The following is a 25,102-nucleotide window of genomic DNA, read 5'->3' as shown; positions in this document are numbered from 1 at the left end:
TGGGGATCAAACAGGATTAGATACCCTGGTAGTCCACGCCCTAAACGATGGATACTCGACATACGCGATATACAGTGTGTGTTTGAGCGAAAGCATTAAGTATCCCACCTGGGAAGTACGACCGCAAGGTTGAAACTCAAAGGAATTGACGGGGGTCCGCACAAGCGGTGGAGCATGTGGTTTAATTCGATGATACGCGAGGAACCTTACCTGGGCTAGAATGCAGTCTGACCGTGGGTGAAAGCTCATTTAGTAGCAATACACAGATTGTAAGGTGATGCATGGCCGTCACTCATATAATATACTGATACACATATATTTATACAAGATTAGTGAGGTTTGATGTTATAAAAAAGTTTTAAAAATAGTATGGTTTGCATAATTACTGACTTACAGATTATTTTATGGCATAAAATGCCACAATATAAGTTATTCATATAATCTCATTCTAAATTATGTTACTTTAATTGGTCGTATATTAAGAATAAATGTACATTTTAAGGATAGCTGCTTATATTTACATTTAAAATTTATATCTTTGCATCAAATATAAAATAATATCATGTCTTTATTAACAATAACCATTTGTATCGTTTTCGTATTCGGTTATCTTTGCATAGCATTAGAAAGCGAAATAAAAATCAACAAAGCAGCTATTGCTCTACTTATGTGTGTTGCTTGCTGGAGTCTATATATGGTAAATCCTTTAGGATATATAGCTATGTCCGGAGCGACAGACATTACCAAAGCGACAAACGTTTTCGACAAAGTAGGTGAAATACTAAGGTCGCATCTGGGAGATACAGCAGAGACACTTTTCTTCCTTATGGGAGCAATGACAATAGTAGAAATCGTGGACTCAAACGGAGGATTCAACTTTGTTAGAGATTCTATGAAGACAAAAAGCAAGAGAGCCTTGCTTTGGCGAATTACATTTATGACATTCTTCCTTTCTGCTGTACTCGACAATCTTACTACCAGTATTGTAATGATTATGGTTCTGCGCAAATTGGTAAGCGACCATAAAGACCGTATAATATATGCCTCTATCGTAATAATAGCAGCCAACAGCGGTGGTGCCTTCTCGCCCATCGGCGACGTTACTACTATCATGCTCTGGATAGGTAATATGATTACGACTCAAGGTATAATAAAAGAAGTATTCATCCCGTCTGTAATATCGATAGTATTACCGGCGTTTGTATTACAGTACAGTCTTAAAGGAGAATTGCCGGCTATAACAAAAGACTCTGACGTGAAATCTACTGATGCATCTAAGTTACAGCGCCGGGTTATATTCATTCTTGGCGTATGCGGTCTGATGTCTGTTCCTATATTCCGCTATTTTACAAACCTTCCACCTTTCATGGGAATACTTCTTGTGTTAGGTTTGCTTTGGACTGTAACAGAAATTTTCTATCGCGGTGATGAAAGCACATCAAAGAGAGTAGCAAAATTACTATCCAAAATAGACATGACCACAATTCTTTTCTTCCTCGGCATATTAATGGCTGTATCTTGCCTTGAAGAAGTAGGTGTACTAAAAGGCATAGGTGTATGGCTAAATGTAGCTTCGGGTGGCAATCACTACATTGTAACAGGATTTATCGGAGTAGTAAGCAGTATTATTGATAACGTACCTCTTGTTGCAGGTTGTATAGGAATGTACCCTATCTCGCCAATAGGAGACATGGCTACTGACGGCATTTTCTGGCAATTGCTGGCTTATTGCGCAGGTGTTGGCGGATCAATCTTGATTATTGGTAGTGCAGCGGGTGTTGTAGTAATGGGACTTGAACGTATAACCTTTGGATGGTATATGAAACATGTCAGTTGGATAGCTTTATTAGGATACCTTGGAGGCATATTTGCCTACTGGATAGAAAAGACTTTTATATTCTGCTAACAAGCAAAATCACAAATTCCAATATATATTGTTCCGCACATGAGCCATATATATTGGAATTAATTATATGAATAATAAGTAAGAGTATACAGTAACAATAAGAATATAAAAATAGAGTCTTTTATTTTATATTTCGGATTTTATTTGTTACTTTTGCAATCACATAATCAAGAAATAATATAACAATAATGGGAGAATACATTGTTTCAGCCCGTAAGTACCGTCCTAACTCGTTTGATACTGTAGTGGGACAAGGTGCACTTACCACTACACTGAAGAATGCAGTAAAGAGTGGCAAATTAGCTCACGCTTATCTATTCTGCGGACCTAGGGGTGTGGGTAAGACTACATGTGCCCGAATATTTGCAAAGGCAATCAACTGTTCCAGTCCTACGGCCGAAGGTGAGGCTTGCAATGAATGCGAAAGTTGCAAAGCTTTTAATGAACAGCGTTCTTATAACATATTCGAACTGGATGCGGCTAGCCACAATTCGGTTGAGGACATCAAGAACCTGATGGAACAGACTCGAATTCCTCCACAGGTTGGTAAATACAAGGTGTTCATTATTGACGAGGTACACATGTTGTCTACTTCGGCTTTCAATTCGTTTCTCAAAACTCTTGAGGAACCACCAGCCCATGTGATATTTATTCTAGCCACCACAGAGAAGAACAAAATATTGCCAACCATCCTTTCTCGCTGCCAGATATATGACTTCGAGCGAATGACTGTGGCAAATACCATAAATCATCTTAAAAAGGTAGCAGAAAAAGAAGGTATCAAATATGAGGAAGAGGCGCTTAATGTTATGGCCGAAAAGGCTGATGGAGGAATGCGTGATGCCTTATCAATATTCGACCAGGCTGCCAGTTTCTGTCAAGGTAACATAACATACAAGAAAGTGATAGAGGATCTTAATGTACTTGATTCTGATTATTACTTCCGTATAATAGACTTCAGCCTTGAGAATAAGGTAAGTGAAATAATGCTTCTTCTTAATGATATTCTGAATAAAGGTTTTGATGGTGGTAATATGATGTTAGGACTTGCTAAACATGTAAGAAACCTCATGATGGCTAAAGACGAATCTACCATCAAGTTATTGGAAGTAAGCGAAACGCTGAAGCAGAAATTTACCGAACAGGCTAAGAAATGCGATACCAAGTTCCTCTATCAAGCCTTGAAAATATTAAATTCATGTGACATCAATTATCGTCAGAGCAGTAACAAACGTCTACTTGTGGAGATCACACTAATACAGGTAGCTCAAATTACACAGGCTGATGACGATGAGGCAAGTGCGGGGCGCAGCCCCAAAAGATTAAAATCCCTGTTCAAACAAATAATAGTCAACACCGCTAACAGCAAGGCTCAGCAGGTAGCCACAGGCGGTAACAGTATGCAGCGTCAGGCACAGGCGCAGCAGTCTGAGACTATGCACGTGCAACAAAGACAGACACAACAGCCTAAAGATACAAATTCGGCATCTACTTCTCGTATTAGTTTTGCAAATGGAAGACCTAAAATAAAATCAGGAATGACCTTCTCGGAGTTACGCAACAGTGGTAAACCGAAGAACAAAACTAACGAAGAGGAATCTGTGGTTATAGATGAGAAGAAGTTATTCACTCAAGAAGATCTTTCTTTTCAGTGGATGCTGATGTGCAACCGAATGCCGAAGCAATATATAGCAATCGCATCTAGAATGAAAAATCTAATGCCGCGTATTTCCGAATTTCCTAAAATTGATATTATCGTAGACAGTCAGGATATGCTATATAATATAAATATATTGCAGGGGCGTATAAGAAGTACATTACAGAGAGGACTGCATAATGGACAGATCACTCTAAGCATACGTCTGGCTAAGGCTGAAGAATTCAAAAAGATTCCATCAAGAGCAGAACAATTGGCTAATTTATCTGAGACATATCCGGCTTTCGGGAAACTTCGGGATGCTTTGGGACTAGAATTGGCATAAAATAAAAAAGGCAAGTTCACATATTGTGAGAACTTGCCTTTTATATTTTTATATTATTGCACTAAATAAGTGGCATGCCCAACTTTTCACATTCATTTATCATATCTTCAGGCCATATAGAAGCCTGTATCTCGCCAATATGTGCCTTATGAAGCAAAACCATACACAAACGGCTCTGTCCTATACCACCACCTATGCTAAGAGGCAATTTACCTTCTAGCAAATGTTTGTGAAAAAAGAGCTTTTTTCGATCTTCCTTGCCTTCTAATGCAAGCTGTCGCAATAAAGAATCTTTGTCTACACGTATCCCCATTGAAGACAACTCAAAAGCACGGTTTAGAGTGGGATACCATATCAAAATATCTCCATTGAGACCTGTCTGGCCATTTTCAGCCACCGTAGACCAGTCATCATAATCAGGAGCACGTCCATCATGTTTTTCGCCATTACTCAGTTTTCCACCTATGCCCATAATGAACACAGCTCCATACTTCTTACATATCTCATCCTCACGTTCTTTAGGTGATAGATTAGGATACATCTGGAGTAAGTCTTCGCTATGAATGAAATGTATATTCTCAGGCAAAAACGGTTTTATCTCCGGATATGTTTCGCAAGTAAGATATTCAGTACGCAGAATAGCGGCATATATTCGCTTAACAATATCTTTCAGAAAAGAAATTGTACGCTGCTGTCTTACGATTACAGCCTCCCAGTCCCACTGATCTACATACAGAGAGTGAAGATTATCAAGTTCTTCGTCAGCACGTATAGCATTCATATCTGTATAAATTCCGTATCCCGGTTCAATCTTGTATTCTGCCAATGTAAGTCTTTTCCATTTTGCAAGAGAATGAACTACCTCAGCCTGAGCCTCATTAAGATCCTTTATTGGGAATGCAACTGGTCGCTCCACTCCATTAAGATCATCATTAATACCAAGTCCTTTAAGAACGAAAAGCGGTGCTGTAACACGACGCAGACGAAGTTCTGTTGAAAGATTCTGTTGAAAAAAATCCTTTATCAGTTTAATACCCTGTTCGGTCTGCTTCATATCTAGCAGAGCTTTATAGTTTTCGGGTTTTATTAGATTACTCATAATTATATTATTACCTTTATTAAATACTCTTTGTCATTTGATATTAAGTGCAAAGGTAGACAATAAATATTCATTTGCAAGAAAAACAGTTATAAATTTTACAAAATGTAATATTTTTGCACGTTTTAATATCATTTTGAATAATAATTCGCAATTATAAAACAATTTATTTACAGAATTCTATTTATATGTATATTCACAACATAGCGAATACCTATAGTGTCACATATATTAAAAAGAATGAATTCTTTTTGTATTGTATCTTATTTGCAGTACCTTTGCAAAAATTTTGATACGATATGATTTCATTTGAATGTGATTACAATAATGGTGCACATCCTGAAGTATTAAAGCGACTCATCGAGACTAATAATGAGCAGACACTGTGCTACGATAAGGACTGTTATACAAAAAGTGCAAAGGATAAAATAAAATTAGCTTGTGATGACGACCAAGCTGATGTTTTCTTTCTTACTAGTGGAACTCAGACAAATGCGACAGTAATTAGTTCATTACTAAAATCTTATGAGGGCGTAATAGCTATCAATTCAGGGCACATCAATGTACATGAATCGGGTGCCGTAGAATATACAGGTCACAAGGTTATCGCTATTGAGGGCAAAAATGGCAAGATGGAGGCTAAGGCCCTTCGTTCATACATGGAAGATTTCACAGCTAATTACAATGACGGACATAGTGTTTATCCCGGTATGGTCTACATTTCCTTGCCTACAGAATTAGGCACAATATATAATGCTAAAGAATTAGAATTATTATATAATGTTTGCCGTGAATATGATCTTATCTTATATGTAGACGGTGCTCGCCTTGGCTATGGTATGATGTCTCAAGAATGTGATATTACATTACCATTCCTCTCAAAACATTGCGACGTTTTCTATATCGGAGGTACAAAACAAGGCGCCTTATGCGGCGAAGCTGTTGTCTTTACTCATAATAATGCACCAAAAAATTTCATTGCTATACAGAAGCAACATGGAGCATTGCTGGCTAAAGGAAGACTTATCGGAATACAGTTTGACACACTATTTACCGACAATCTTTATTTTGACCTATCACGTCACGCTATAAATATGGCTATGAAAATGAAGAAAATGTTTGCAGAAAAGGGATATAAGTTTTTTATAGATTCTCCTACCAATCAGCAGTTTATTATAATAAACAACGATGAAGTGGAAAGAATATCACAAAAGGTTATTTTCACCCATTGGGGCCCTGCGGATCAGAATAATACTATATGTAGATTTGTAACCAGTTGGGCTACAACAGAAGAGAGCCTTAAAGAATTGGAGAAAATATGGGAATAGAAAAAGGTATCTTTAGACGCACAGAATTGCTGCTAGGCAATGATGCACTTACTGAAATAGAAAAGAAGAGAGTTATAGTTTTCGGCGTCGGTGGCGTTGGGTCATGGTGCGCAGAAAGTCTAGTACGCTCAGGAATAATGCATATTACCATTGTAGATTCTGACCGTATTTGTATCACGAACATTAACAGACAGTTGATGGCTACAACCAAGACTGTAGGTCAGGTAAAAGTTGATGCTCTTAAAGAACGTCTTCTCGAAATAAATCCTACCGCAGAAGTCAATGCCATGCAGGAAATTTATACTGAAGAAACCGCTGAATCTTTCCATATAGAAGAATACGACTATATAGTTGATGCAATAGATAGTTTGAAGGATAAAGTCTTGCTCATACTCAATGCCACTAATACTGATGCGGTATTGATTTCGGCTATGGGTGCAGCTCTTAAACTAGACCCTACAAAAATAAAGGTAGCCGAATTCTGGAAAGTCAGAGGATGCCCTTTAGCGGCAGCTTTAAGAAGGAAATTCAAACATAGCAAGACGTTTCCGAAGAAGAAATTCAAATGTATATTCAGTGAGGAGTTGATTAAGAACAGAGGCGTAAACAAATCATGTGGTACTGAGAAATGCCTATGTCCAAAAGCTGCGGGAGGTCCTGGTCGTGAAGATTTGCTTAACCACGAATGGTGCTCTACAAAAGCCCAAATTAACGGAACACTTGCACATATCACTGCTATATATGGTTTTATGATATCAGGACTAATTATACAAGACATCTGTGAAAAAGTGTCTGAATGACTTTTATGTAGGCATAATTTTATATCTCTAAAATATTATTTGAATTTTAAAGCAATGGTTTTTCTTTGTTTTAATTTATTTTTTGTATATTTGCAACACAAAAGGCCTCGTAGTTCAGCTGAATAGAATGTCAGATTCCGGTTCTGAAGATCATGGGTTTGAATCCCATCGGGGTCACTTTATTTTCATATAAATCTAAAATTTTATTCTTATTATGGAAATTGCAGAAAGATTTTTAAATTACACTAAGTTTGATACCCAATCATCAGAGGAAAGCGAAAGTGTACCAAGTACGGCAAAACAACTAATATTTGCCGCATTTTTAAAGAAAGAACTTGAAAACGAGGGTTTTGATGATGTAGAACTCGATGATATGGGATATCTGTATGCAACGCTGAAGGCTAATACAAAAAAAGATATACCAACAATAGGTTTTATATCTCATTACGATACAAGTCCGGACTGTAGTGGAGCAAATATTAAACCACGAATAGTTCATAATTATTATGGTGGTGATATACAACTGTCTGATGACGTAATATCTTCTCCTGAAAAATTTCCAGAACTCCTCGAACATAAGGGAGAAGACCTTATTGTAACAGATGGCCATACGCTGCTTGGCGCAGACGACAAAGCTGGTATTGCTGAAATAATACAGGCTATGTGCTGGATACGTGACCATAAAGAGATGGAGCATGGAAATATACGTATAGCATTTAATCCCGACGAAGAAATAGGCATGGGTGCTCATCATTTTGATGTGAAAAAATTCGGATGCGAATGGGCTTACACTATGGATGGAGGTGATCTTGGCAACTTGGAATATGAAAATTTCAATGCTGCATCTGCAAAAATCAATATAAAGGGAATGAGTGTACATCCGGGATATGCTAAAGGTAAAATGATCAACGCAAATCGTGTTGCCACAGAATTTATCAACATGATTCCTGCAAGCGAGACTCCTGAGGAGACTGAAGAATATGAAGGATTTTATCACCTGATTGGCATTAAGGGTAATATAGAAAACGCTACTCTATCGTATATAATACGTGACCACAATAGAGAGAAATTCGAGAAGAGAAAGAATTTTATAGAGAATTGCGCCAAAAAAATTAATGAGAAATATGGTGACGGAACAGCTACAGCAGTTGTAAATGACCAATATTATAATATGAAGGAGAAAATTGACCCTGTAATGCATGTCATTGATATCGTATTGAGAGCTATGCAAGAATGTGGTGTTCCTCCTAAAGTAGAACCAATAAGAGGTGGTACTGATGGTGCACAACTGTCGTTCAAGGGTTTGCCTTGTCCTAATATATTTGCAGGTGGTGTAAACTTCCATGGACCATATGAGTTTATCTCAATACAGACAATGGAAAAAGCAAAAGAGGTTATAGTAAAAATATGCGAAATCACTGCTAAATATAACGATTAGTAAAAACCAAAAACTTTAGGCTTATGGCGGAACTGCCTCATCTCATAAAAGACCTAGCACTGATATTAGTTGTAGCAAGCATTGTAACACTGATATTCAAAAAACTAAAGCAACCATTAGTTTTGGGGTACGTTGTAGCCGGGTTCCTTGTTAGTCCACAAATGCCTTATACTATGTCTGTATACGATAAGGCTGACATTCAGACATGGGCCGACATAGGCATTATGTTCTTGCTTTTTGCGCTGGGATTGGATTTTTCTTTTAAGAAGATACTTAAGATGGGGGCGTCGCCTATTATAGCGACAGTCACCATCGTATTTTTTATGATGACTCTTGGCATAATTGTCGGCAATGCTTTCGGATGGAATAAGATGGACTGCATCTTCCTAGGAGGAATGCTGGCAATGAGTTCTACAACAATTATTTATAAGGCATTTGACGACATGGGTCTCAGACAACAGAGATTTGCAGGTCTGGTAATGAGTGTTCTTATACTAGAGGATATACTTGCTATAGTTATGATGGTAATGCTTTCTACTATCGCAAATGGAAACAACCCTGACGGTGGTCAAATGCTGCAAAGTGTGTTAAGAATTGCATTCTTCCTTATTCTGTGGTTCGTTATAGGAATATTTCTTATACCATGGATTTTAAGATCTTCGCGTAAACTTATTAACAATGAGACTTTACTGATTGTATCATTAGGTTTGTGCTGTATGATGGCTGTCATTTCGACTCAAGCAGGATTTAGTAGTGCATTTGGGGCTTTCGTTATGGGATCTATTCTGGCTGAAACTATCGAAGCTGAAAAGATTATAAAGTTGGTCGAACCTGTAAAAAACCTTTTTGGAGCCATATTTTTTGTTTCGGTAGGCATGCTCGTTGATATCAACGTGCTTTTTGAATATGCTTTACCTATTGTTATACTTGTTCTGACAATAATATTCGGACAAGCAATTTTCGGTACAGTAGGATTCATGCTAAGCGGTCAACCACTTAAGACAGCTATGAAATGTGGATTTTCAATGGCACAAATTGGTGAATTTTCTTTTATCATCGCCTCTTTGGGACTGTCATTAGGTGTTATCGGCAATTTTGTTTATCCTGTGATAGTTGCAGTATCAGTAATAACGACATTTTTAACTCCATATATGATAAAGGCTGCAACACCATGTTATGTTGTAATGGAACGACATTTACCTCGAAAGTGGATACGTGCACTTAATAACATTACGATTAGTCAGCCTTCTTCAAACAAGAGTAAATGGAAAAGCCTCATCAGACAGTTGATTAGGCAGACGGTAATCTATTCAATACTATCATCTGCTACAATAGCAATTATGTTTACATTCTTTCTACCATTTGTCAGACAAATATTGCCACATTATTGGGCTAATGCAGTATGCGGACTTATTACTATTCTTATAATATCACCTTTCTTAAGAGCTATGGTAATGAAGAAGAACCACAGTGAAGAACTTAAGGCACTATGGAGTGAGAGTAGGCTTAATCGCCTGCCGCTTGTGTTCACAATGCTCTTAAGGCTCGTTATTGCGGTATCATTTATATTCTATATATGCAATTATCTTACACGCTTCAAGGATGCTTTAATTATAAGCATCGCTATTGCAGTGGTAGTACTTATGTTGCTATCAAGAAGACTAAAAAGAAATAGTATAATGATGGAAAGATTGTTTGTACAAAACTTACGTTCACGTGATATTGAAGCTCAAGTACTTGGAAGAAAAAAGCCTCTTTATGAGAGACATTTACTAGACAGAGATATCCATATAACAGATTTTACGATTCTAGATGATTCAAAATGGGCTGGTAAACAACTAAAAGAATTAGAACTAAGACAAAAATTCGGTGTTCACGTAAGTAGTATTCTACGAGGGAAAAGACGATTGAACATACCAAACGGCCATGATGTTGTTTTTCCTGGCGACGTTATACAAGTAATCGGAAGCGATGAGCAACTTACGTCTTTTAAGAACTCTCTTGATAACGAAACTTATGAAGAAGATCACAAAATAGAAGAACGGGAAATGAAACTGCGACAAATAATCGTAACCGGAAAATGCAAATTTATTGGTAAGACTATAAAAGAGAGTGGCATACGCGACGAATACAACTGTATGGTTATTGGTATAGAAGAAGGCAAAGAAAACCTTTCTGCAATAGACCCTTTACGTGAATTTCAAAAAGGTGATATAATATGGGTAGTTGGTGAGATTGCTGATTTGGAAAGACTTACAAATTAATACCACTGTATTGCATTTGAATAACTGCTACGCTTATCATATTTCAGAGCATCTGTAAGTGTAGCTGCATTGCAACGGAAAGAGAAGTTATAACTTGTATATGGACGGAGGACAACCGAACAGCTCATATTAAAGCAATGTAAATCGCGTTGTAAAGAAGCGGTAGTCATACTCATATCATGATTTTCGAAATCATAACCTGATGAAAAACTTATATTCCAACCATCACTAATACGTATATTTCCACTAAAATTAAGCGTCTGTGAAAATTTATATGGATAACGCATTGTATTCGTGTTGAATGTGCCTTGAGTATTCTCACGCATTACAATACCATAACCTACACTCACAGACCATGGTATAGAGAACTTCATAAAACCATCGGCATCAGTTTCTGCCTTACCTGCATTCTTTTTCGAAGCTCCATGCTGACCTTTCATCATAGTTTCATCTACATTTGTTTCTACACCAGAATCACTATCATCATTTGAGGCTTTCTTATCATTATTCTTTTTGTTATCATCCTTGTCTTCAGGATGAAACAGATTATGTATTTTTGTTAGTATTGTATTATCGAATGTGAATGAGAGGTTCTGAGACATGCCTTGGAATCTACCAAAACGCCCTTTACTGTACTCCGTATGGGTACCTACATAAGGTTTACCGTCAGCATCCAACTCGTATGCGTATGTTGCAAAAGTAGCAGCCATATTAAATGTATAGTGTTTCCACCATTTCAATCTTAATGTAGTATTCAAATCACTCCATGGACGAGTCTGTGCAGCCATATTATAACTCATGCTGGCGCCTAATTCGTCTATTATGCTTATTTTCTTAAATCCGGTAGAGTCATTATCTGAACGGAATTTAGCTTCTATATTATTGGAGACACTCATAGAAATACTTCCAGTTTTCCCCTTACCTGGAACGCCATAAAGCCCTGTTGAATAAGGTGAATATTCAACAACAGAAACATTTCCTTTATCGTCAGTTTTCTGATATGTTTCATAATAACCATAACGAGATGATCCGAAATCTGGAGCATAGCTAAAACTTACTGTTGGTGTAAACACGTGGCGGATAGCAACCATTTTTCCATTGAATAAGGCCTTATTAAAAGCTTTCGCCGGTACCCAGAATCCATATAGTTTTGTGCTAGCACCTACACTTAAATCCCAATTGTAGACATTATGAAATCCATAAGTTGTATCAGAGACTTCCTTCTGCGCATTAGTATCCCAAGAATGCATTATCTTATTAGAATACATACGGTCTGTAAAGTTGAATGATGGATTAACATTAATATATTTGAAAAGCGTAAAATTACCACTGATAGGGATTCTATGATTCATACCATTACGCCAGTCCTTTATCAAACTTGAATGCATCAATTTATCTTCTTTAGTAGAAATTGAATTGCTCAACTGACCAGTATAACTCATTGATATTTTTTCATACCAACGTTCTTTACCAACCGCCTTCTTACGTTTAAACGGATAAAAACGACTCAATGATACATTAAGGTCAGGCATCGTCATCGCGATAGTAGAATCACTCATATTCTGAGACAAGTTCATTGTTGAACTCAGTGACAATCCAATACTTGAAAACTGTGTACCCCAACTTACTGAAGATGTACGTGTGGTCTGAGTAAGACTTTGCGGATTATACATACTAGTAAGGTTGTTGCGCTCATAACTACTTGTTGCAAAATTGACACTAGCAGACAAAGAGCTAAACGGATTTGCCTTCGAATCCTGCCTATGGCTCCATTGTATCTTGAAACTTGTTGTTTTAGAATAATCAGGCATATTTTCTTCACCGCTCCTAGTATCCTGATAACTGAAATAGAAACTTCCACTGTAACGGTATCGCTTTCGATAATTGCTAGCTGCCGAGATACCCCACGAACCTTTTGTGTAAATTTCGCCAAGGAGCTTTAAGTCTATTTTATCGTTTATAGCAAAATAATATCCTCCGTCGCGCAAATAAAAACCGCGGTCGCTCTCATCTCCATAAGTAGGCATTATAAATCCACTTGAGTAACTCTTCGTAAAAGGAAAGAAACCGTAAGGTATTGCAAAAGGAAGTGGCACATCAGCTACAACGAGATATGCAGGGCCAAAAATGACATCTTTACCTGGACGAACTTTAGCACGTGAAAGGGCAAGATAAAAGTCAGGATGTGGCTCGTCACATGTAGTATAACGTCCATGCTGCAGGAACATGTCTCCATTTTTACTTCTTTTTGACTTAGCACTAGTAAGAAATCCATCTTGCTGTGCTGTATATACGTTATTTATAAGTCCTTTTTTTGTCTTAAAATTAAATGCCATGGTATCACTCTCATACTTATCCTCCCCCATCGTGAATACAGGCTTACCTTTAAGTACACCAGCAGTGTCCTTAGAACCTGTAGCATGAACGAGACTACTATCCATCGACATACGTATTTTATCACTCAGAAGATCCATATTTTCATATTTTACTTCAGAACCTCCATAAAGATGAGCCAGTTTACTTTTAGCATCGTAAACAATAGAATCTTTTGCTGAATAATCTACCGGGGCATCTATGCCATTTTTCTTTTTGCGATTAGTACTGTCAAGAGAAAGGGAGTCGTCTATAGCCTTATTATGATGGTATATAGCCAATTGCATTGAATCCATCTTAGTAGTATCATTACGTGCTATTGAATCCATGCGATTTTCTTCAGCCAATTCAACAGAATCATTGGCTACACCTTGCTTATTCTTCTTTTTGAAAAAAGGAATATTACTACTGGCCATCATAAAAATGAAGGCAAACAATAAAAAAAATATGACGGTTCTTTTTCTCACGGATGCAAAATTAGTGATAATATGCATAAAATCGGCCTATTCTCAAGAATTTATGCGTTTTTTTAACTAATTATTCGAACAATTTTATCCATTCCATAAATCTAAGCTTGCCATCTTCTCCGAATCGTGATATACTTTTAAGAGCCTGGTCTACTGTTTTTTCTCTATCCAGATGTGTTTTAGAGTAAAATTTATCTGCATAACATATAAGTTTTTCCTCCATTGTTTCTGGCAGAAAATCATGATGCGGAAGAGGTAGATTGTTTTTTTCTATCCCTTCAAGTGATATTCCTGCTCCTGTATGGCGCTCACATACACGTGCATGGGCCGTAAAACCTTCATTGCGTAAAATTTCCGCACCAATAATACCATGACGAATATAATGTTCTGTACCGAAACACTTTATTCCAGGTGCATTAGTATATATTATGCCTATATCATGAAGCATAGAAGCTTCTTTAATAAAATTTACATCCAAATGCAGTTCAGGATGAAAAGAAACAATCTGTAGCGCCTTTTGCGCTACAGATTGACTATGTGTTAGTAGGATACGCTTTAATTCATTATCCTCTTTATAATACTTATCAATAATTGCTTTCCAATCCATTATTCGTGGTTTCTTTCTATATAAGCAATAACTTGACCTTTCTGAACTTTAGAACCTTGTTTTGCATTAATCTCAACCAATTTGCCGCCAAGATCAGCTTTAACAGAAACAAATTCACCCCATGGTGCCTGAATATAACAGAAGTTATCACCTTCTTTGTACTCCTGACCAATATATGGCTCTACGCTTGCGGCACACTCACCGTCTCCATTAAATTCCCAATATATCTGACCTTTAACATGAGCGACAATAGCATCAGCTTTAGCATGTTTAAATTCAGTTAGTTGCTGAGGTGTGAGAGATGTTCCAAGTTTTGCATCTTTTGCTTTCTGCAAGTCCGAAAGGAAACGCTTTTTAGCAGCTCCACTCTTATAGTCACGATACTGTTCCGGGTGCATTGCAAGTTCAAACAGTTCTTCATCATCCTGACCAAAATCCCAATTATTCTTTTTCATCTCTTCTTTGAAACTATCAAGTGCATCGGGATAATAGCTCTGAGGATCTGCATCAACAAATTTACGGCCCTGTTTTTCAGCCAGTGCAACAAGTACCGGATCTATTGTTCCTGGTATGCGCCCACTCTTGCCAAGAATCATTCCCCACATAGAGTCGTCCATCATTACGAAACGTCCTTTGCCTTGAGCTAATGTAAGAAGGTTCATCAATGAAATATTCTTAACATATTGAGAAAATGGAGTAACCAATGGAGGGAAACCTACTCTTGGCCATACGTAAGCTACCTCGTCAAACAACTTTACAAGCATATCGTCAATAGAAAGTTCTGCTTCTCCCTTGCCTTTAAGAATAGAATTGATTGAACGCTGTATGCCACCTAGGTCGGCCATCATAGAGCCCATCATTCCACCAGGAAGTCCACAACCAAGAAGCAAAGAACTCATGTGTTTGTTTGCCGGATTTATAAAATATCCTAACCATTCGTCAATGAATCCCTGAGTTAGAGAACGGGCTTTCATGTATGCATTCATATTGATTTCAGGAACATCAAAACCTTCATTCTTAAGCATACTTTGTACAGAGATAATATCTGGATGAACCTTACCCCATGATAATGGTTCGATAGCTGTATCTATTATGTCAGCACCATTATTACAAACTTCAAGTATTGAAGCCATTGACAGACCTGGACCTGAATGACCATGATACTCTATTATAACCTCAGGATGACGCTCCTTTATCGCTTTGGTCAATTTTCCAAGGAATGCAGGCTGCCCTATTCCGGCCATATCCTTAAGGCATATTTCAGGTGCACCAGCTTCAACAAACTTATCAGCTATAGCAGTATAATACTCAACAGTGTGTACAGGAGAATTAGTGATACAAAGGGTTGCCTGTGGAATCATTCCACCTTCCTTTGCCCATTTAATACTTGGTACTATATTTCGAACATCATTCAGTCCACAGAAAATGCGGGTTATATCAACACCCTGAGCATGTTTTACCTTATACATCAAACGTCGCACATCTGATGGAACAGGATACATACGCAATGCATTAAGACCACGATCGAGCATGTGCGTCTTGATACCAACCTCATTGAAAGGCTTACAGAAAGCGCGAACAGCATCGTTCGGGTTTTCACCGGCAAGAAGATTTACTTGTTCAAAAGCTCCTCCGTTAGTTTCAACTCTAGAGAAGCATCCCATTTCGATAATTACAGGTGCGATGCACGCTAACTGATCTTTACGTGGCTGGTATTTACCAGAAGACTGCCACATATCTCTGTAAACGAGACTGAACTGAATTTTCTTTTTCATTTCTTTTTATATTAATTCTAAAATTAATTTTAAACAACAAACGCCTACTGCTTCTTGTACCGTAGAAACAGTTGGCGATGTTATATTGTTTATTCTTTCCTAAGTCGCAAAATTAACTAAAAAAATTCAATTATGTAGATTTAAGTATATATTTTTTGCAAAAAATCACTATATTTATAATCTTAATATATATTGATCAAATAAACTGAGAATATAAAACTTTATATTACCTGCTCTAATAGTATTTAAATAGAATTCAGAATTATAGAATGACACTTATTAACGGTATATACTGATTATTTAAAACATGCTTATAAGAGCCACACTTATATGTCTAAAACGCTGTAAATGAATAACATTCGTATATATGCGGCATGATCTACGCAATTAGACAAAATAATTCTACCAATTTATGAAAGAACTTTACTTTTGATATAAAATACGGTTAAATGACATTTATTTATGATGTCTTTTGAAGTATAATAGCATGACTAACGAATGTAAAAACGATAATAAACAGTAAAAGTGCGAGAATAAGTTGTAAAATAAAACAAATACCAGAGTATACTAATAATCAAAATCAGATCTATTGAGTATCAAAGATGAGCGTCTTAAAAGACATATCCAAGATTAATATAAAAATATGGTTCATTAGTGCGACTTGAATAACCAAGACTAGCCCCTAAAGGCCCAAAAAGACTATTATAGGCATAATCAATCCGGTAGCCATGTATAAAAGAATCAAACACACTACCTAATTTGTCTCCATTAGTAGCAAATGTGCCTGTAAAAATGACATAGTTATTATCTGCTATCCTCTGTTGAACTTTTATACTCGCAGCTATAAAATCATTCCTTACGTATTCCATATTCCCGATCCCAACAAATGGCATCTGCTGGTCCATATAATGTCCGAACCATTCACCTCCAATCACATTATAATAACAAAAGGGTATATCTTTTCCAAAAATCATGCGTCCATATAAACTCGGCTGCAATACAAGTTTACTATTCAATCTAACTGAATATCTCCAACTAGCACTGGCTATATTGAATGGTGATTCATTCTTGTATTTGACAAAATTATCAGTATACAATCCATACTCAGCAAGGAAACGCGCGCCTCTGGTACTAAAGTACGGGTTGTCTTCTGAGTCGTAATGCATCTTAAAATGATAACTATAATAGTGCTCATGCTTATCATTTGCAAGAACTATATTTTTCCCAGTCAATATATCATTGTAATCGAAATATTCCCAGCGTGCAGTAAAATCCACAAAATAGTTTTTACCACTTATATTTAGTAATGAGAGATCAACATCATGGTAATTGAATGTAAAATTGAAATCTCTATTCCCTTTGTTATAAACATTGATATCATTTCTTTTGAACATGTACGACAATGTAAACTTTTTAAAACGTGAAGGATTGAAATTTGCATCAATACGTGCCATCATACGTTTACCCAAACGTCCTGTAAATTCAATATTTATAGGCAACTTGGTATGCAATTTAAACATAGCATTTGCCTGCATTGCTACAGTCTCTTCGGTATCAAAACGGACTCCAAGATTTATTTGACTTAACTTTTTTTCTTTAGCCCCTATCTTTAACCAATATCCACCAGGCATTTGACGTAACACATATTCAGCATCTGCATAAAACAGATCACCACGCAATGCAGTAATAGCCTGTTCTATCTGGTCAGAACTTATACTGTCACCTTCATTCAATCTATATCTACGTATAAGAAATTTTTGATCATTTGGAGATATATTACTAAAATCCAATGCAAGTAATTTTATTTTTTCATTAAGTCCAGATGAATGCCAACGCAGAATTTTTTTGGGTCGGAAAGTAGAATCCAAGCCTATCTTTTGCTTTAAGGCAATAAGATCATTCCATTTGACCATTGCGGCTCTCTCTCCTCTCAAAATAAGGGTATCGATAGCTTCATGTGCAAAACTTGTAGACGAATAGCCTTTCACATTAACACGTATAGGAATATCTGTGATATACATATTCTCATCATATTTGTTTTTGCAGTTCACATCAACAAGTTGCCCGATAATATCTCTGCTTGAGTGCAACTGATTAGCTGTTTTGGCTTCACTCTGCACCACTACACCTATTATAATATCAGCACCCATTTTCTTAGCTATATCTGCAGGGTAATTATTACGTAAGCCACCATCTACGAGAACCATCGAATCCATACGGACAGGAGTAAAGAATGCAGGTATCGACATACTGGCACGCATCGCCGTTGTCAACCATCCCCCATGAAAGTCAACTTCACTGTTGTCTACTATATTGGTAGCAACACATGCAAAAGGTATAGGTAAGGTATTAAAATCTATAGAATCATGATATCCTACCGTCAATTTAGAAAATAGGTTCGTCAAATTCTGACCATAAATAAGTCCACCGGCCTGTTCACTTCTCATTTTGCTTATTGCCAATGGTTTTGATATAATATATGTATTTTGTTTTTGTCTCTCCTCCAGACTCTGATGACGTGTGTCTATCCTATCTGAAAGTAAAAAGCCCCAATCCTGAAAACGGACCATTGAATCAAGAGCTGCCGCATCATATCCTATTGAATATAAACCACCAACAATAGCCCCCATGCTTGTACCTACTACGTAATCAATCGGAATACCGGCTTTTTCCAAAACTTTAAGGACCCCTATATGCGCCATGCCTTTTGCACCTCCACCTGAAAGTACTACTGCTACTTTCTTACGATGCAACGATTGTTGTTGAGCTGACAACGTAAGAGTAAACAACAGACATACTATAATAAGAATCCTTCTTTTCATAAATTATATAATTTTATAATATCTGATGTTGCGAAAAACGAGCCTCAGCCATATGATCATATTTTGTACCTGGCATACCATAATTTGCATATGGGAATATACTAATACCTCCTCTTGGAGTAAATAGCCCAACAACCTCTATATATTTGGGATGCATCAACCTTACCAAATCTTTCATTATAATATTTACACAATCTTCATGAAAATCACCATGATTGCGAAAACTAAATAGATACAACTTCAGACTTTTGCTTTCGACCATCTTTTCAGCAGGTATATACATTATTTTTATCTCTGCAAAATCAGGTTGACCAGTTATTGGACAAAGGGATGTAAATTCTGGACAATTGAACTGTACCCAATAATCATTATCAGGATGCTTATTATTGAATGTTTCCAATACTTCAGGAGCATAATCCATACAATATTTAGTTTTAGCCCCAAGAGATTTCAAACCTTCTTCTTTTCTTGTATCTGCCATATCGTTTTTTATTGAGAATTAAGTTTAAATATATTGTAACTTATATCTTTATCATAGACATCTTCACCTTCTATTTTTTTAGTCTTTTCAACTACTTTTATTGTAACAGGAAGAATTAACACCTCATACAACGTCTTAAGTATCACTTGTGATATTATCAGCGGCAGCATCTCATGCGTCGGTATTACCCCAAAGAGTGCCAACGGGAAAAATATAATCGAATCAGCTGATTCACCAAAGACTGTGCTAAGTATAGCTCTCAACGAAAAGTTTTTACCCTTAGATTGAATCTTCATTTTGCTCATTACATAAGCATTTATAAAAGAACCAGCCAAAAATGCCAAAAATGATGCGAATGCTATTCGAGGTGCGAGACCAAACACCGCATGAAATCCTTGTTGATTATGCCAATATGGGGCTCCTGGTATTAGATCTGCTATTGACCCAAACATTACGAACAAAAAATTCATTGTGAATCCCGTCCAAATAATGAGTCTTGCTTTACGATATCCCCAAACCTCACATACACAGTCATTAATGATGTAAGAAATAGGAAATACAATTAACCCACCCGTCAAACTAATTGGTCCAACTGAAATTTGCTTTGTTTCCAGAACATTCGCCGAAATAAGACAAACGCAAAATAGTATGCAGAAAAGCATAAACAGCACACTAACTTTGTTGTTTTTAACTTCCATTTTCTTGTTTTTTAAGAGGTTTACCAAGCACTCTATTTCAAATCTGGTGCAAATTTAGCAATATTTTTTTAACTTTTATGCATATAATTATAAAAACATATATTTTTAACTCATTATGTCATTATAAGAGTGATAGTCATATTAATCATACTATTTGTTATCTAAATACAAAAGACCCTGAATACATCACGCATTCAGAGTCTAAAACTAACAATCACACAATTAATATCTATAACAAACCTATTGATTTTTGAGCTATAATATAGGTTTATCGCCTATACTATTGCAATCTGTCGTGCAACTTTTGACTGTGCCTTCTCCATTTTTGGTAATACGATAGTTAAAACACCATCATTTACTTTTGCTTCAATTTTGTCTTTTTCAACATCATCAGGCAGAATTAAAGTTTGTTCAAATTTTGAGTAAGAAAACTCGCGACGCAGATAATGAGACTTCTTATCTTCTTCCTTTTTGTTTTGTTTTGTCTCCATTTTGATCATTAAGTCGCCATCGTCATTAAGATTAATTTCGAAGTCTTCTTTTTTCATTCCAGGAGCCGCAAGTTCCACTTCATAATCTTTTTCAGATTCTTTTACATTGATCGCCGGTGCCGTTGCATTTGCTTTAGGCATGAAGTCTGTATCAAAAAAGTCATTGAACACTTCTGGTAACCATGAATTTCTACGTGCTGTTGGTAACATAATCATAATCTCCTATTTTTAAATTGTTTATTTAATGTTTTTTTGATTGCCTCTGTTTTCGCTTTGGCTTTCAATTAAGATAATGCAAGTTGTATACCAACAAAAGAATAATGCCATTCTGACATTATTCATGTCAGAATGGCATTACGATAAAATTAAAGATTGTGTTTTTAATCTTCTATTCGATCATCAACATTATCACCTTCAGTAGGTTTCATGTCTTTTTCAAAATCAGTAATTTCATTTTTGATAAGAACATTATACCATGAGAAAAGTTTCTTAATATCACTATCGTGCACACGGTCTTCGTCAAAATTAGGCAAGACCTCTCCGAAATATGCACGCAATTCTTTGCTGCTGCATTTTTTAAAATTCAACGAGCATTCCTTTCCAGCTTCTTTATCACGTATTGAAGCAAGGATAGTCATCAAAGGTACATCTTCTGCATCTGTATACATAGCTATATCTGCGAGACTAGTTACGCGATCTGTTGCAAAAGCAGGTATGCGACGATGTGTTTCGTCTAATGCTTCCACGATTAGGTTCATTTTCCCTCTTGAGACGAGTTTGTAAAGTCCGGGCTTACCGGAAATTGATAAAATTGTCTGTAACATAGTTTTTACTGATTATTTTTAATTTTAAGTAATATTTTTTTTAGTTGAGTATCTATCCCAACTGTTCCATCATTAATTATTTCATAGTCTGACATCTTTAGCACACTATCTTGTGGAAATTGCTTTGACATCCACTGCAAAACCTGTTCACGTGATATTCCATCACGTTTCATAACTCTCGACACCCGAAGTTCTTCCGGTGCAACTACACAAACGACTTTATCTACAAGCATGTTAAAACCACTCTCAAATATTATTGCGCACTCCATCCATTGGCATCCGCTAGCCTTGTAATCCTGAGCAACTACAGGATGAACTATAGCATCTATTTTCCCGGCATTCTCTTCTGAAGCCAAAAGAAAATCAGCAACAACCTTTTTATTTAAAATGCCATTCTCATCATAAGTTTCATTGCCAATTAAACTGCACATTTGTTTTTTCAGAGAATAGGATGTACGAAGTAGTCTTTTTGCTGCCTCATCGCAGTCATATACATCTATCCCCATGAGTTTAAGTTGCGAACAAACATAGCTTTTACCGCTACCTATACCGCCAGTAATCCCAATCTTCATATCATTCTTCTTCAATAAGATAATCCACGCTGTTGGCACTAAGTTTTACACGACTTATTCCATGAGGAACACTACGCAAGTGCAAAGAACACTTATCTGACGGATGCTCTTGCAAATCATTGTAGTCTGCAACTACTGAAAAATTCTCAGGACGCAAACGCCTATAATTGGCTACACCGGTTATAAAACTTACTGTAACATGAGAAGGGAAAGTACGCAAGACCTTACCCATTGGGAGATTTTCACCGGTTATCGGTACATCAAGACTTTCTTCTGTAAGTATATCCGTAAACAAAGTAATCTTAACAGCAGATGGATTAATCTTTGCCCCACGAATTTTTTGCAGATGCGCATTCACTGTTATAGTATCAGCAAAATGTGAGTAATGCAACTCTTCTGTACTTACATAATGAATTTTATCTAATATCTCGGGCGAAGCAAAAACTGTTACACTATCAGGCTGTATTAACATCCTGGCCAAATAATAAGTCTCATCTGGAGTAACCTTTCCGATAAACTTTACGGGAACGCGTTTTGATTCACCATAACTGAAAAAGAATTCGATTTTATCTGGTTTTGCTGCTGTAATACGAGCTGAGCCAGACAACATCTGTACGACCTGCTTGATTAAATCTAACGTCGGAACAGAACATTCACCATTACTATTTTTTGAATATGTGGTGAAATCAATGTAAACAGGACGAACACGATTGCCATAAATCAGGGCAGCAATAAACCATCCCTTGTCTCTGACTGTCACACGCATTGTGTCAACAGCATCGCTGACTACTACATTTTTAGGCACATTAACAATACGCACAGGTATTTTTATCTCTTTCTCGTATGTCTCATTAAGAGCCATCAACAACCAGAAGACTCCTGAAAGAGCAAGGAAAAATAAAAAAATCAGAAATTCTCTATTCACCGAACTGAACAGAAAATTCCTGACTAAGCGTATTGTCCGCTGCATTTCTCTCATTTACTTATTCTGTACAGCCTGCATAGAAGAAGCATCATTGAATACATAAGACTTGTCCACACGTATTACTACACCATGAGCTACTTCAATTTCTACTAGGTTTTTTTCAAGATCAATACGTTTTACTGTTCCATATACACCACCACCAGTTACTATATTAGAACCTTCTTTAAGTGAATTCTGGAAGTTACGTATTGCCTTCTGCTTTTTCTGCTGAGGGCGAATCATGAAAAACCACATGATAGCAAAGATTGCCACCATAATTATTATAAAACTCATATTTCCGCCTGCACCTTGTGCCTGAGCGGCCAAAATCAAATTCTGCATAATTTTCTAAATTTAATGTATCTATTATTGTTATTCTTTTATTTTTTTATCCGCTGTTCGCGATCCGGGATTGTCTTCAAAAGTTTTCCCGTTTGGATAAGATTTCTTGCAATATTATCAAGCATGCCATTAATATAACTACCGCTCCTTGATGTGCTATACAATTTTGCCATATTAACATACTCATTAATAGTAACGTTAACAGGTATATTAGGGAATGTCATCATTTCTGCAAGTGCAATCTGCATAATGACAATATCCATATATGCAAGACGTCCAAAATCCCAGTTACGGCTAGCTTCGCTCATATATTTCTGATAGATATCTGCATTAATTATAGTTGCTCTAAAAAGCTTACAAGCGAAATCTCGGTCCTCTATGTCATCATATTCCGGCAACAATTCTTCTTTCGACTTTGAGGCAGCTTCAAAACGCTTTATTGTCTTAATAACAAACGTATCAACAACTTCCTTATCATCATTCCAATACAAGCTCTGTTCTTCTAAAACAGCATCAAGATCTTCATTATACTGAACAAATGTTTTATACAATTTACGCCACAATTCCTTGTCTACATCGTAATTATCCACAAGATCTGCCATATAATCAGCATATATTGGTGACGCTACTATCATATCATAAAGTTTGCTTACGAATTCAGGCTCGCTATCCCATGTTTTTTTCTGTGTTTCCAAAAAAGAAAGTAACATTTTATTTTCTTCTAGTTGCACAGCAAACCTATTATACGCAAATCTTTGCGAAGGCATTTCAGAGCCTTCACGTTGAGCACGCGCCGTCTCAACATCTAGATGCTTTCTTGCTTCGTTTGTAACCGCTACTATTAGCGCAAGCATATAATTATATAAATCATAAGCTTTTGAAAGGCTGAAGAGCAGTTCCTTCTCGGCAGCATCTAAATTCTTATTTCCGTTCTGATAGTACGCATAGGTTAACTGAACTATCTTTATTCTTATTATTTCTCTGTTTATCATCAGCTGTTGACAATGTTTTGTTTATCCTCTCGGTATGTTTACTCTGCAAAGATAGCTAAAAATACTCTACTGAACAAGAAAACGAGCAATTTTATAAGTTTTTTTTAATAAACTATTGTTTGTTTAGAGAAAAAGCCTTACCTTTGCACAGCAATTTTAAGCACATCGATGAAGAATATTCTCGTGTGATGGCGAATTAAGCAAAATTCAAATTAACAACTTAATTTAGAGTAACACATTATGAAAGAGATTAATGTTTCAGGTAAGAAGCGTACAGACCTTGGAAAAAAAGCTTCTAAAGCGTTGAGAAAAGAAGGAATGATTCCTTGTAATATCTACGGCGAGAAAAAAGACGAAAATGGTAATCCAATAGCCCTTTCTTTTATTTCTCCAATGAGTGAACTTCGTAAGATTGTTTATACACCTCATATCTATGTGGTAAATATTAACATTGACGGAGAAAGCCACACAGCAATTCTCAAAGAATTACAGTTCCACCCAGTTACAGATGCTTTATTACATGTTGACTTCTTTGAGGTTAACGATCAGAAGCCTATCACTATTGGTATTCCTGTAAAATTAAACGGTCTTGCACAAGGTGTACGCGATGGTGGTCGTATGAACCTTTCTATCCGCAAAATAAACATAAAAGCTTCATACCAGCAGATTCCGGAACATTTGGATATAGATGTTACAAGTTTGAAACTCGGAAAGAGCATTAAAGTTGGAATGTTAAAATTCGAAGGTCTTGAAATAGTTACAGGCAAAGATGTTGTCGTATGTTCTATTAAGTCAACACGTCAGGCTACAGCATCTTCTAGTGATGAAGACGAAGCAACAACAGAATCTTCTGCAGCAGAATAAAGCAACAATATTT

The 25,102-nt window shown here is 36.5% G+C and carries 20 protein-coding genes, 1 tRNA gene and 1 other annotated feature; of the genes, 8 read left to right on the top strand and 13 right to left on the bottom strand.

Features of this window, described 5'->3' with window-relative positions:
• Positions 1-105, top strand: a sequence feature (16S ribosomal RNA rRNA prediction is too short).
• Between the two features lie 457 nt (positions 106-562).
• Both nhaD and XYLOR_RS01200 read left to right on the top strand, forming a co-directional pair.
• Positions 563-1,906: a sodium:proton antiporter NhaD gene (gene nhaD / locus XYLOR_RS01205; RefSeq protein ID WP_036876246.1), complete on the top strand. Its 1,344-nt coding sequence runs from the start codon at positions 563-565 to the stop codon at positions 1,904-1,906.
• Between the two features lie 188 nt (positions 1,907-2,094).
• Complete coding sequence (locus XYLOR_RS01200) at positions 2,095-3,888, top strand: DNA polymerase III subunit gamma/tau (protein ID WP_036876244.1); 1,794 nt, start codon at positions 2,095-2,097, stop codon at positions 3,886-3,888.
• 61 nt (positions 3,889-3,949) lie between these two features.
• Here the strand turns inward: XYLOR_RS01200 and asnA are convergent, their stop codons facing one another.
• Positions 3,950-4,987, bottom strand: coding sequence for an aspartate--ammonia ligase (gene asnA / locus XYLOR_RS01195; protein ID WP_036876242.1), 1,038 nt, complete (start codon positions 4,985-4,987; stop codon positions 3,950-3,952).
• A gap of 299 nt (positions 4,988-5,286) precedes the next feature.
• Between asnA and XYLOR_RS01190 the strand changes: the two genes are divergently transcribed.
• The 5 genes from XYLOR_RS01190 to XYLOR_RS01170 all read left to right on the top strand — a co-directional run bounded on the left by XYLOR_RS01190 (position 5,287) and on the right by XYLOR_RS01170 (position 10,817).
• Positions 5,287-6,315 (top strand): threonine aldolase family protein, encoded by a 1,029-nt coding sequence (locus XYLOR_RS01190; RefSeq protein ID WP_036876241.1) that lies wholly within the window; start codon positions 5,287-5,289, stop codon positions 6,313-6,315.
• Entirely contained in the window at positions 6,306-7,115 is an 810-nt protein-coding gene (locus XYLOR_RS01185; protein WP_036876240.1) for a tRNA threonylcarbamoyladenosine dehydratase, read from the top strand. The genes XYLOR_RS01190 and XYLOR_RS01185 overlap by 10 nt, the downstream gene beginning before the upstream one ends.
• Positions 7,116-7,218: 103 nt before the next feature.
• Positions 7,219-7,292: transfer RNA gene (locus XYLOR_RS01180), tRNA-Arg, on the top strand.
• Between the two features lie 37 nt (positions 7,293-7,329).
• Entirely contained in the window at positions 7,330-8,553 is a 1,224-nt protein-coding gene (gene pepT / locus XYLOR_RS01175) for a peptidase T (RefSeq protein WP_036876238.1), read from the top strand.
• A gap of 23 nt (positions 8,554-8,576) precedes the next feature.
• Complete coding sequence (locus tag XYLOR_RS01170; RefSeq protein WP_036876237.1) at positions 8,577-10,817, top strand: cation:proton antiporter; 2,241 nt, start codon at positions 8,577-8,579, stop codon at positions 10,815-10,817.
• Here XYLOR_RS01170 and XYLOR_RS01165 read toward each other — a convergent pair.
• From XYLOR_RS01165 to nusB, 12 genes are all read right to left on the bottom strand, one after another.
• Entirely contained in the window at positions 10,814-13,609 is a 2,796-nt protein-coding gene (locus tag XYLOR_RS01165; RefSeq protein WP_245601931.1) for a putative LPS assembly protein LptD, read from the bottom strand. The genes XYLOR_RS01170 and XYLOR_RS01165 overlap by 4 nt on opposite strands.
• Before the next feature lie 118 nt (positions 13,610-13,727).
• Positions 13,728-14,264 (bottom strand): HDIG domain-containing metalloprotein, encoded by a 537-nt coding sequence (locus XYLOR_RS01160; protein ID WP_036876231.1) that lies wholly within the window; start codon positions 14,262-14,264, stop codon positions 13,728-13,730.
• Entirely contained in the window at positions 14,264-16,039 is a 1,776-nt protein-coding gene (locus tag XYLOR_RS01155; protein ID WP_036876229.1) for a hydroxymethylglutaryl-CoA lyase-like TIM-barrel protein, read from the bottom strand. The genes XYLOR_RS01160 and XYLOR_RS01155 overlap by 1 nt, the downstream gene beginning before the upstream one ends.
• 611 nt (positions 16,040-16,650) lie before the next feature.
• Positions 16,651-18,861, bottom strand: coding sequence for a patatin-like phospholipase family protein (locus XYLOR_RS01150; RefSeq protein WP_036876227.1), 2,211 nt, complete (start codon positions 18,859-18,861; stop codon positions 16,651-16,653).
• A gap of 13 nt (positions 18,862-18,874) precedes the next feature.
• Positions 18,875-19,342 carry a preQ(1) synthase gene (gene queF, locus XYLOR_RS01145; RefSeq protein ID WP_036876225.1) on the bottom strand — a complete coding sequence of 156 codons (468 nt, stop codon included), beginning with the start codon at positions 19,340-19,342 and terminating at the stop codon, positions 18,875-18,877.
• 8 nt (positions 19,343-19,350) lie between these two features.
• On the bottom strand, positions 19,351-20,040 hold the full coding sequence (locus XYLOR_RS01140; protein ID WP_036880462.1) for a queuosine precursor transporter: 690 nt from the start codon (positions 20,038-20,040) through the stop codon (positions 19,351-19,353).
• Between the two features lie 275 nt (positions 20,041-20,315).
• Positions 20,316-20,747, bottom strand: a complete 432-nt coding sequence (locus XYLOR_RS01135) for an Hsp20/alpha crystallin family protein (RefSeq protein WP_084608502.1) — start codon at positions 20,745-20,747, stop codon at positions 20,316-20,318.
• Between the two features lie 164 nt (positions 20,748-20,911).
• Entirely contained in the window at positions 20,912-21,355 is a 444-nt protein-coding gene (locus tag XYLOR_RS01130) for a DUF5606 family protein (RefSeq protein ID WP_036876222.1), read from the bottom strand.
• Between the two features lie 5 nt (positions 21,356-21,360).
• Positions 21,361-21,927: a dephospho-CoA kinase gene (gene coaE, locus XYLOR_RS01125; RefSeq protein ID WP_036880460.1), complete on the bottom strand. Its 567-nt coding sequence runs from the start codon at positions 21,925-21,927 to the stop codon at positions 21,361-21,363.
• Position 21,928: 1 nt separating this feature from the next.
• The gene (locus XYLOR_RS01120) at positions 21,929-22,906 is read right to left on the bottom strand and encodes a CdaR family protein (RefSeq protein ID WP_036876220.1); all 978 of its coding nucleotides are present in this window, start codon (positions 22,904-22,906) and stop codon (positions 21,929-21,931) included.
• Entirely contained in the window at positions 22,907-23,233 is a 327-nt protein-coding gene (gene yajC, locus XYLOR_RS01115) for a preprotein translocase subunit YajC (RefSeq protein WP_036876219.1), read from the bottom strand.
• Between the two features lie 38 nt (positions 23,234-23,271).
• On the bottom strand, positions 23,272-24,225 hold the full coding sequence (gene nusB, locus XYLOR_RS01110) for a transcription antitermination factor NusB (protein ID WP_036876217.1): 954 nt from the start codon (positions 24,223-24,225) through the stop codon (positions 23,272-23,274).
• 240 nt (positions 24,226-24,465) lie between these two features.
• Between nusB and XYLOR_RS01105 the strand changes: the two genes are divergently transcribed.
• The gene (locus XYLOR_RS01105) at positions 24,466-25,089 is read left to right on the top strand and encodes a 50S ribosomal protein L25/general stress protein Ctc (protein ID WP_036876215.1); all 624 of its coding nucleotides are present in this window, start codon (positions 24,466-24,468) and stop codon (positions 25,087-25,089) included.
• Positions 25,090-25,102: the final 13 nt, after the last annotated feature.

The sequence above is a fragment of the Xylanibacter oryzae DSM 17970 genome, from assembly GCF_000585355.1.
In the GTDB taxonomy this organism is placed as follows: Bacteria; Bacteroidota; Bacteroidia; order Bacteroidales; family Bacteroidaceae; genus Prevotella; species Prevotella oryzae.
This window is presented reverse-complemented; position numbering and strand designations above follow the sequence as displayed.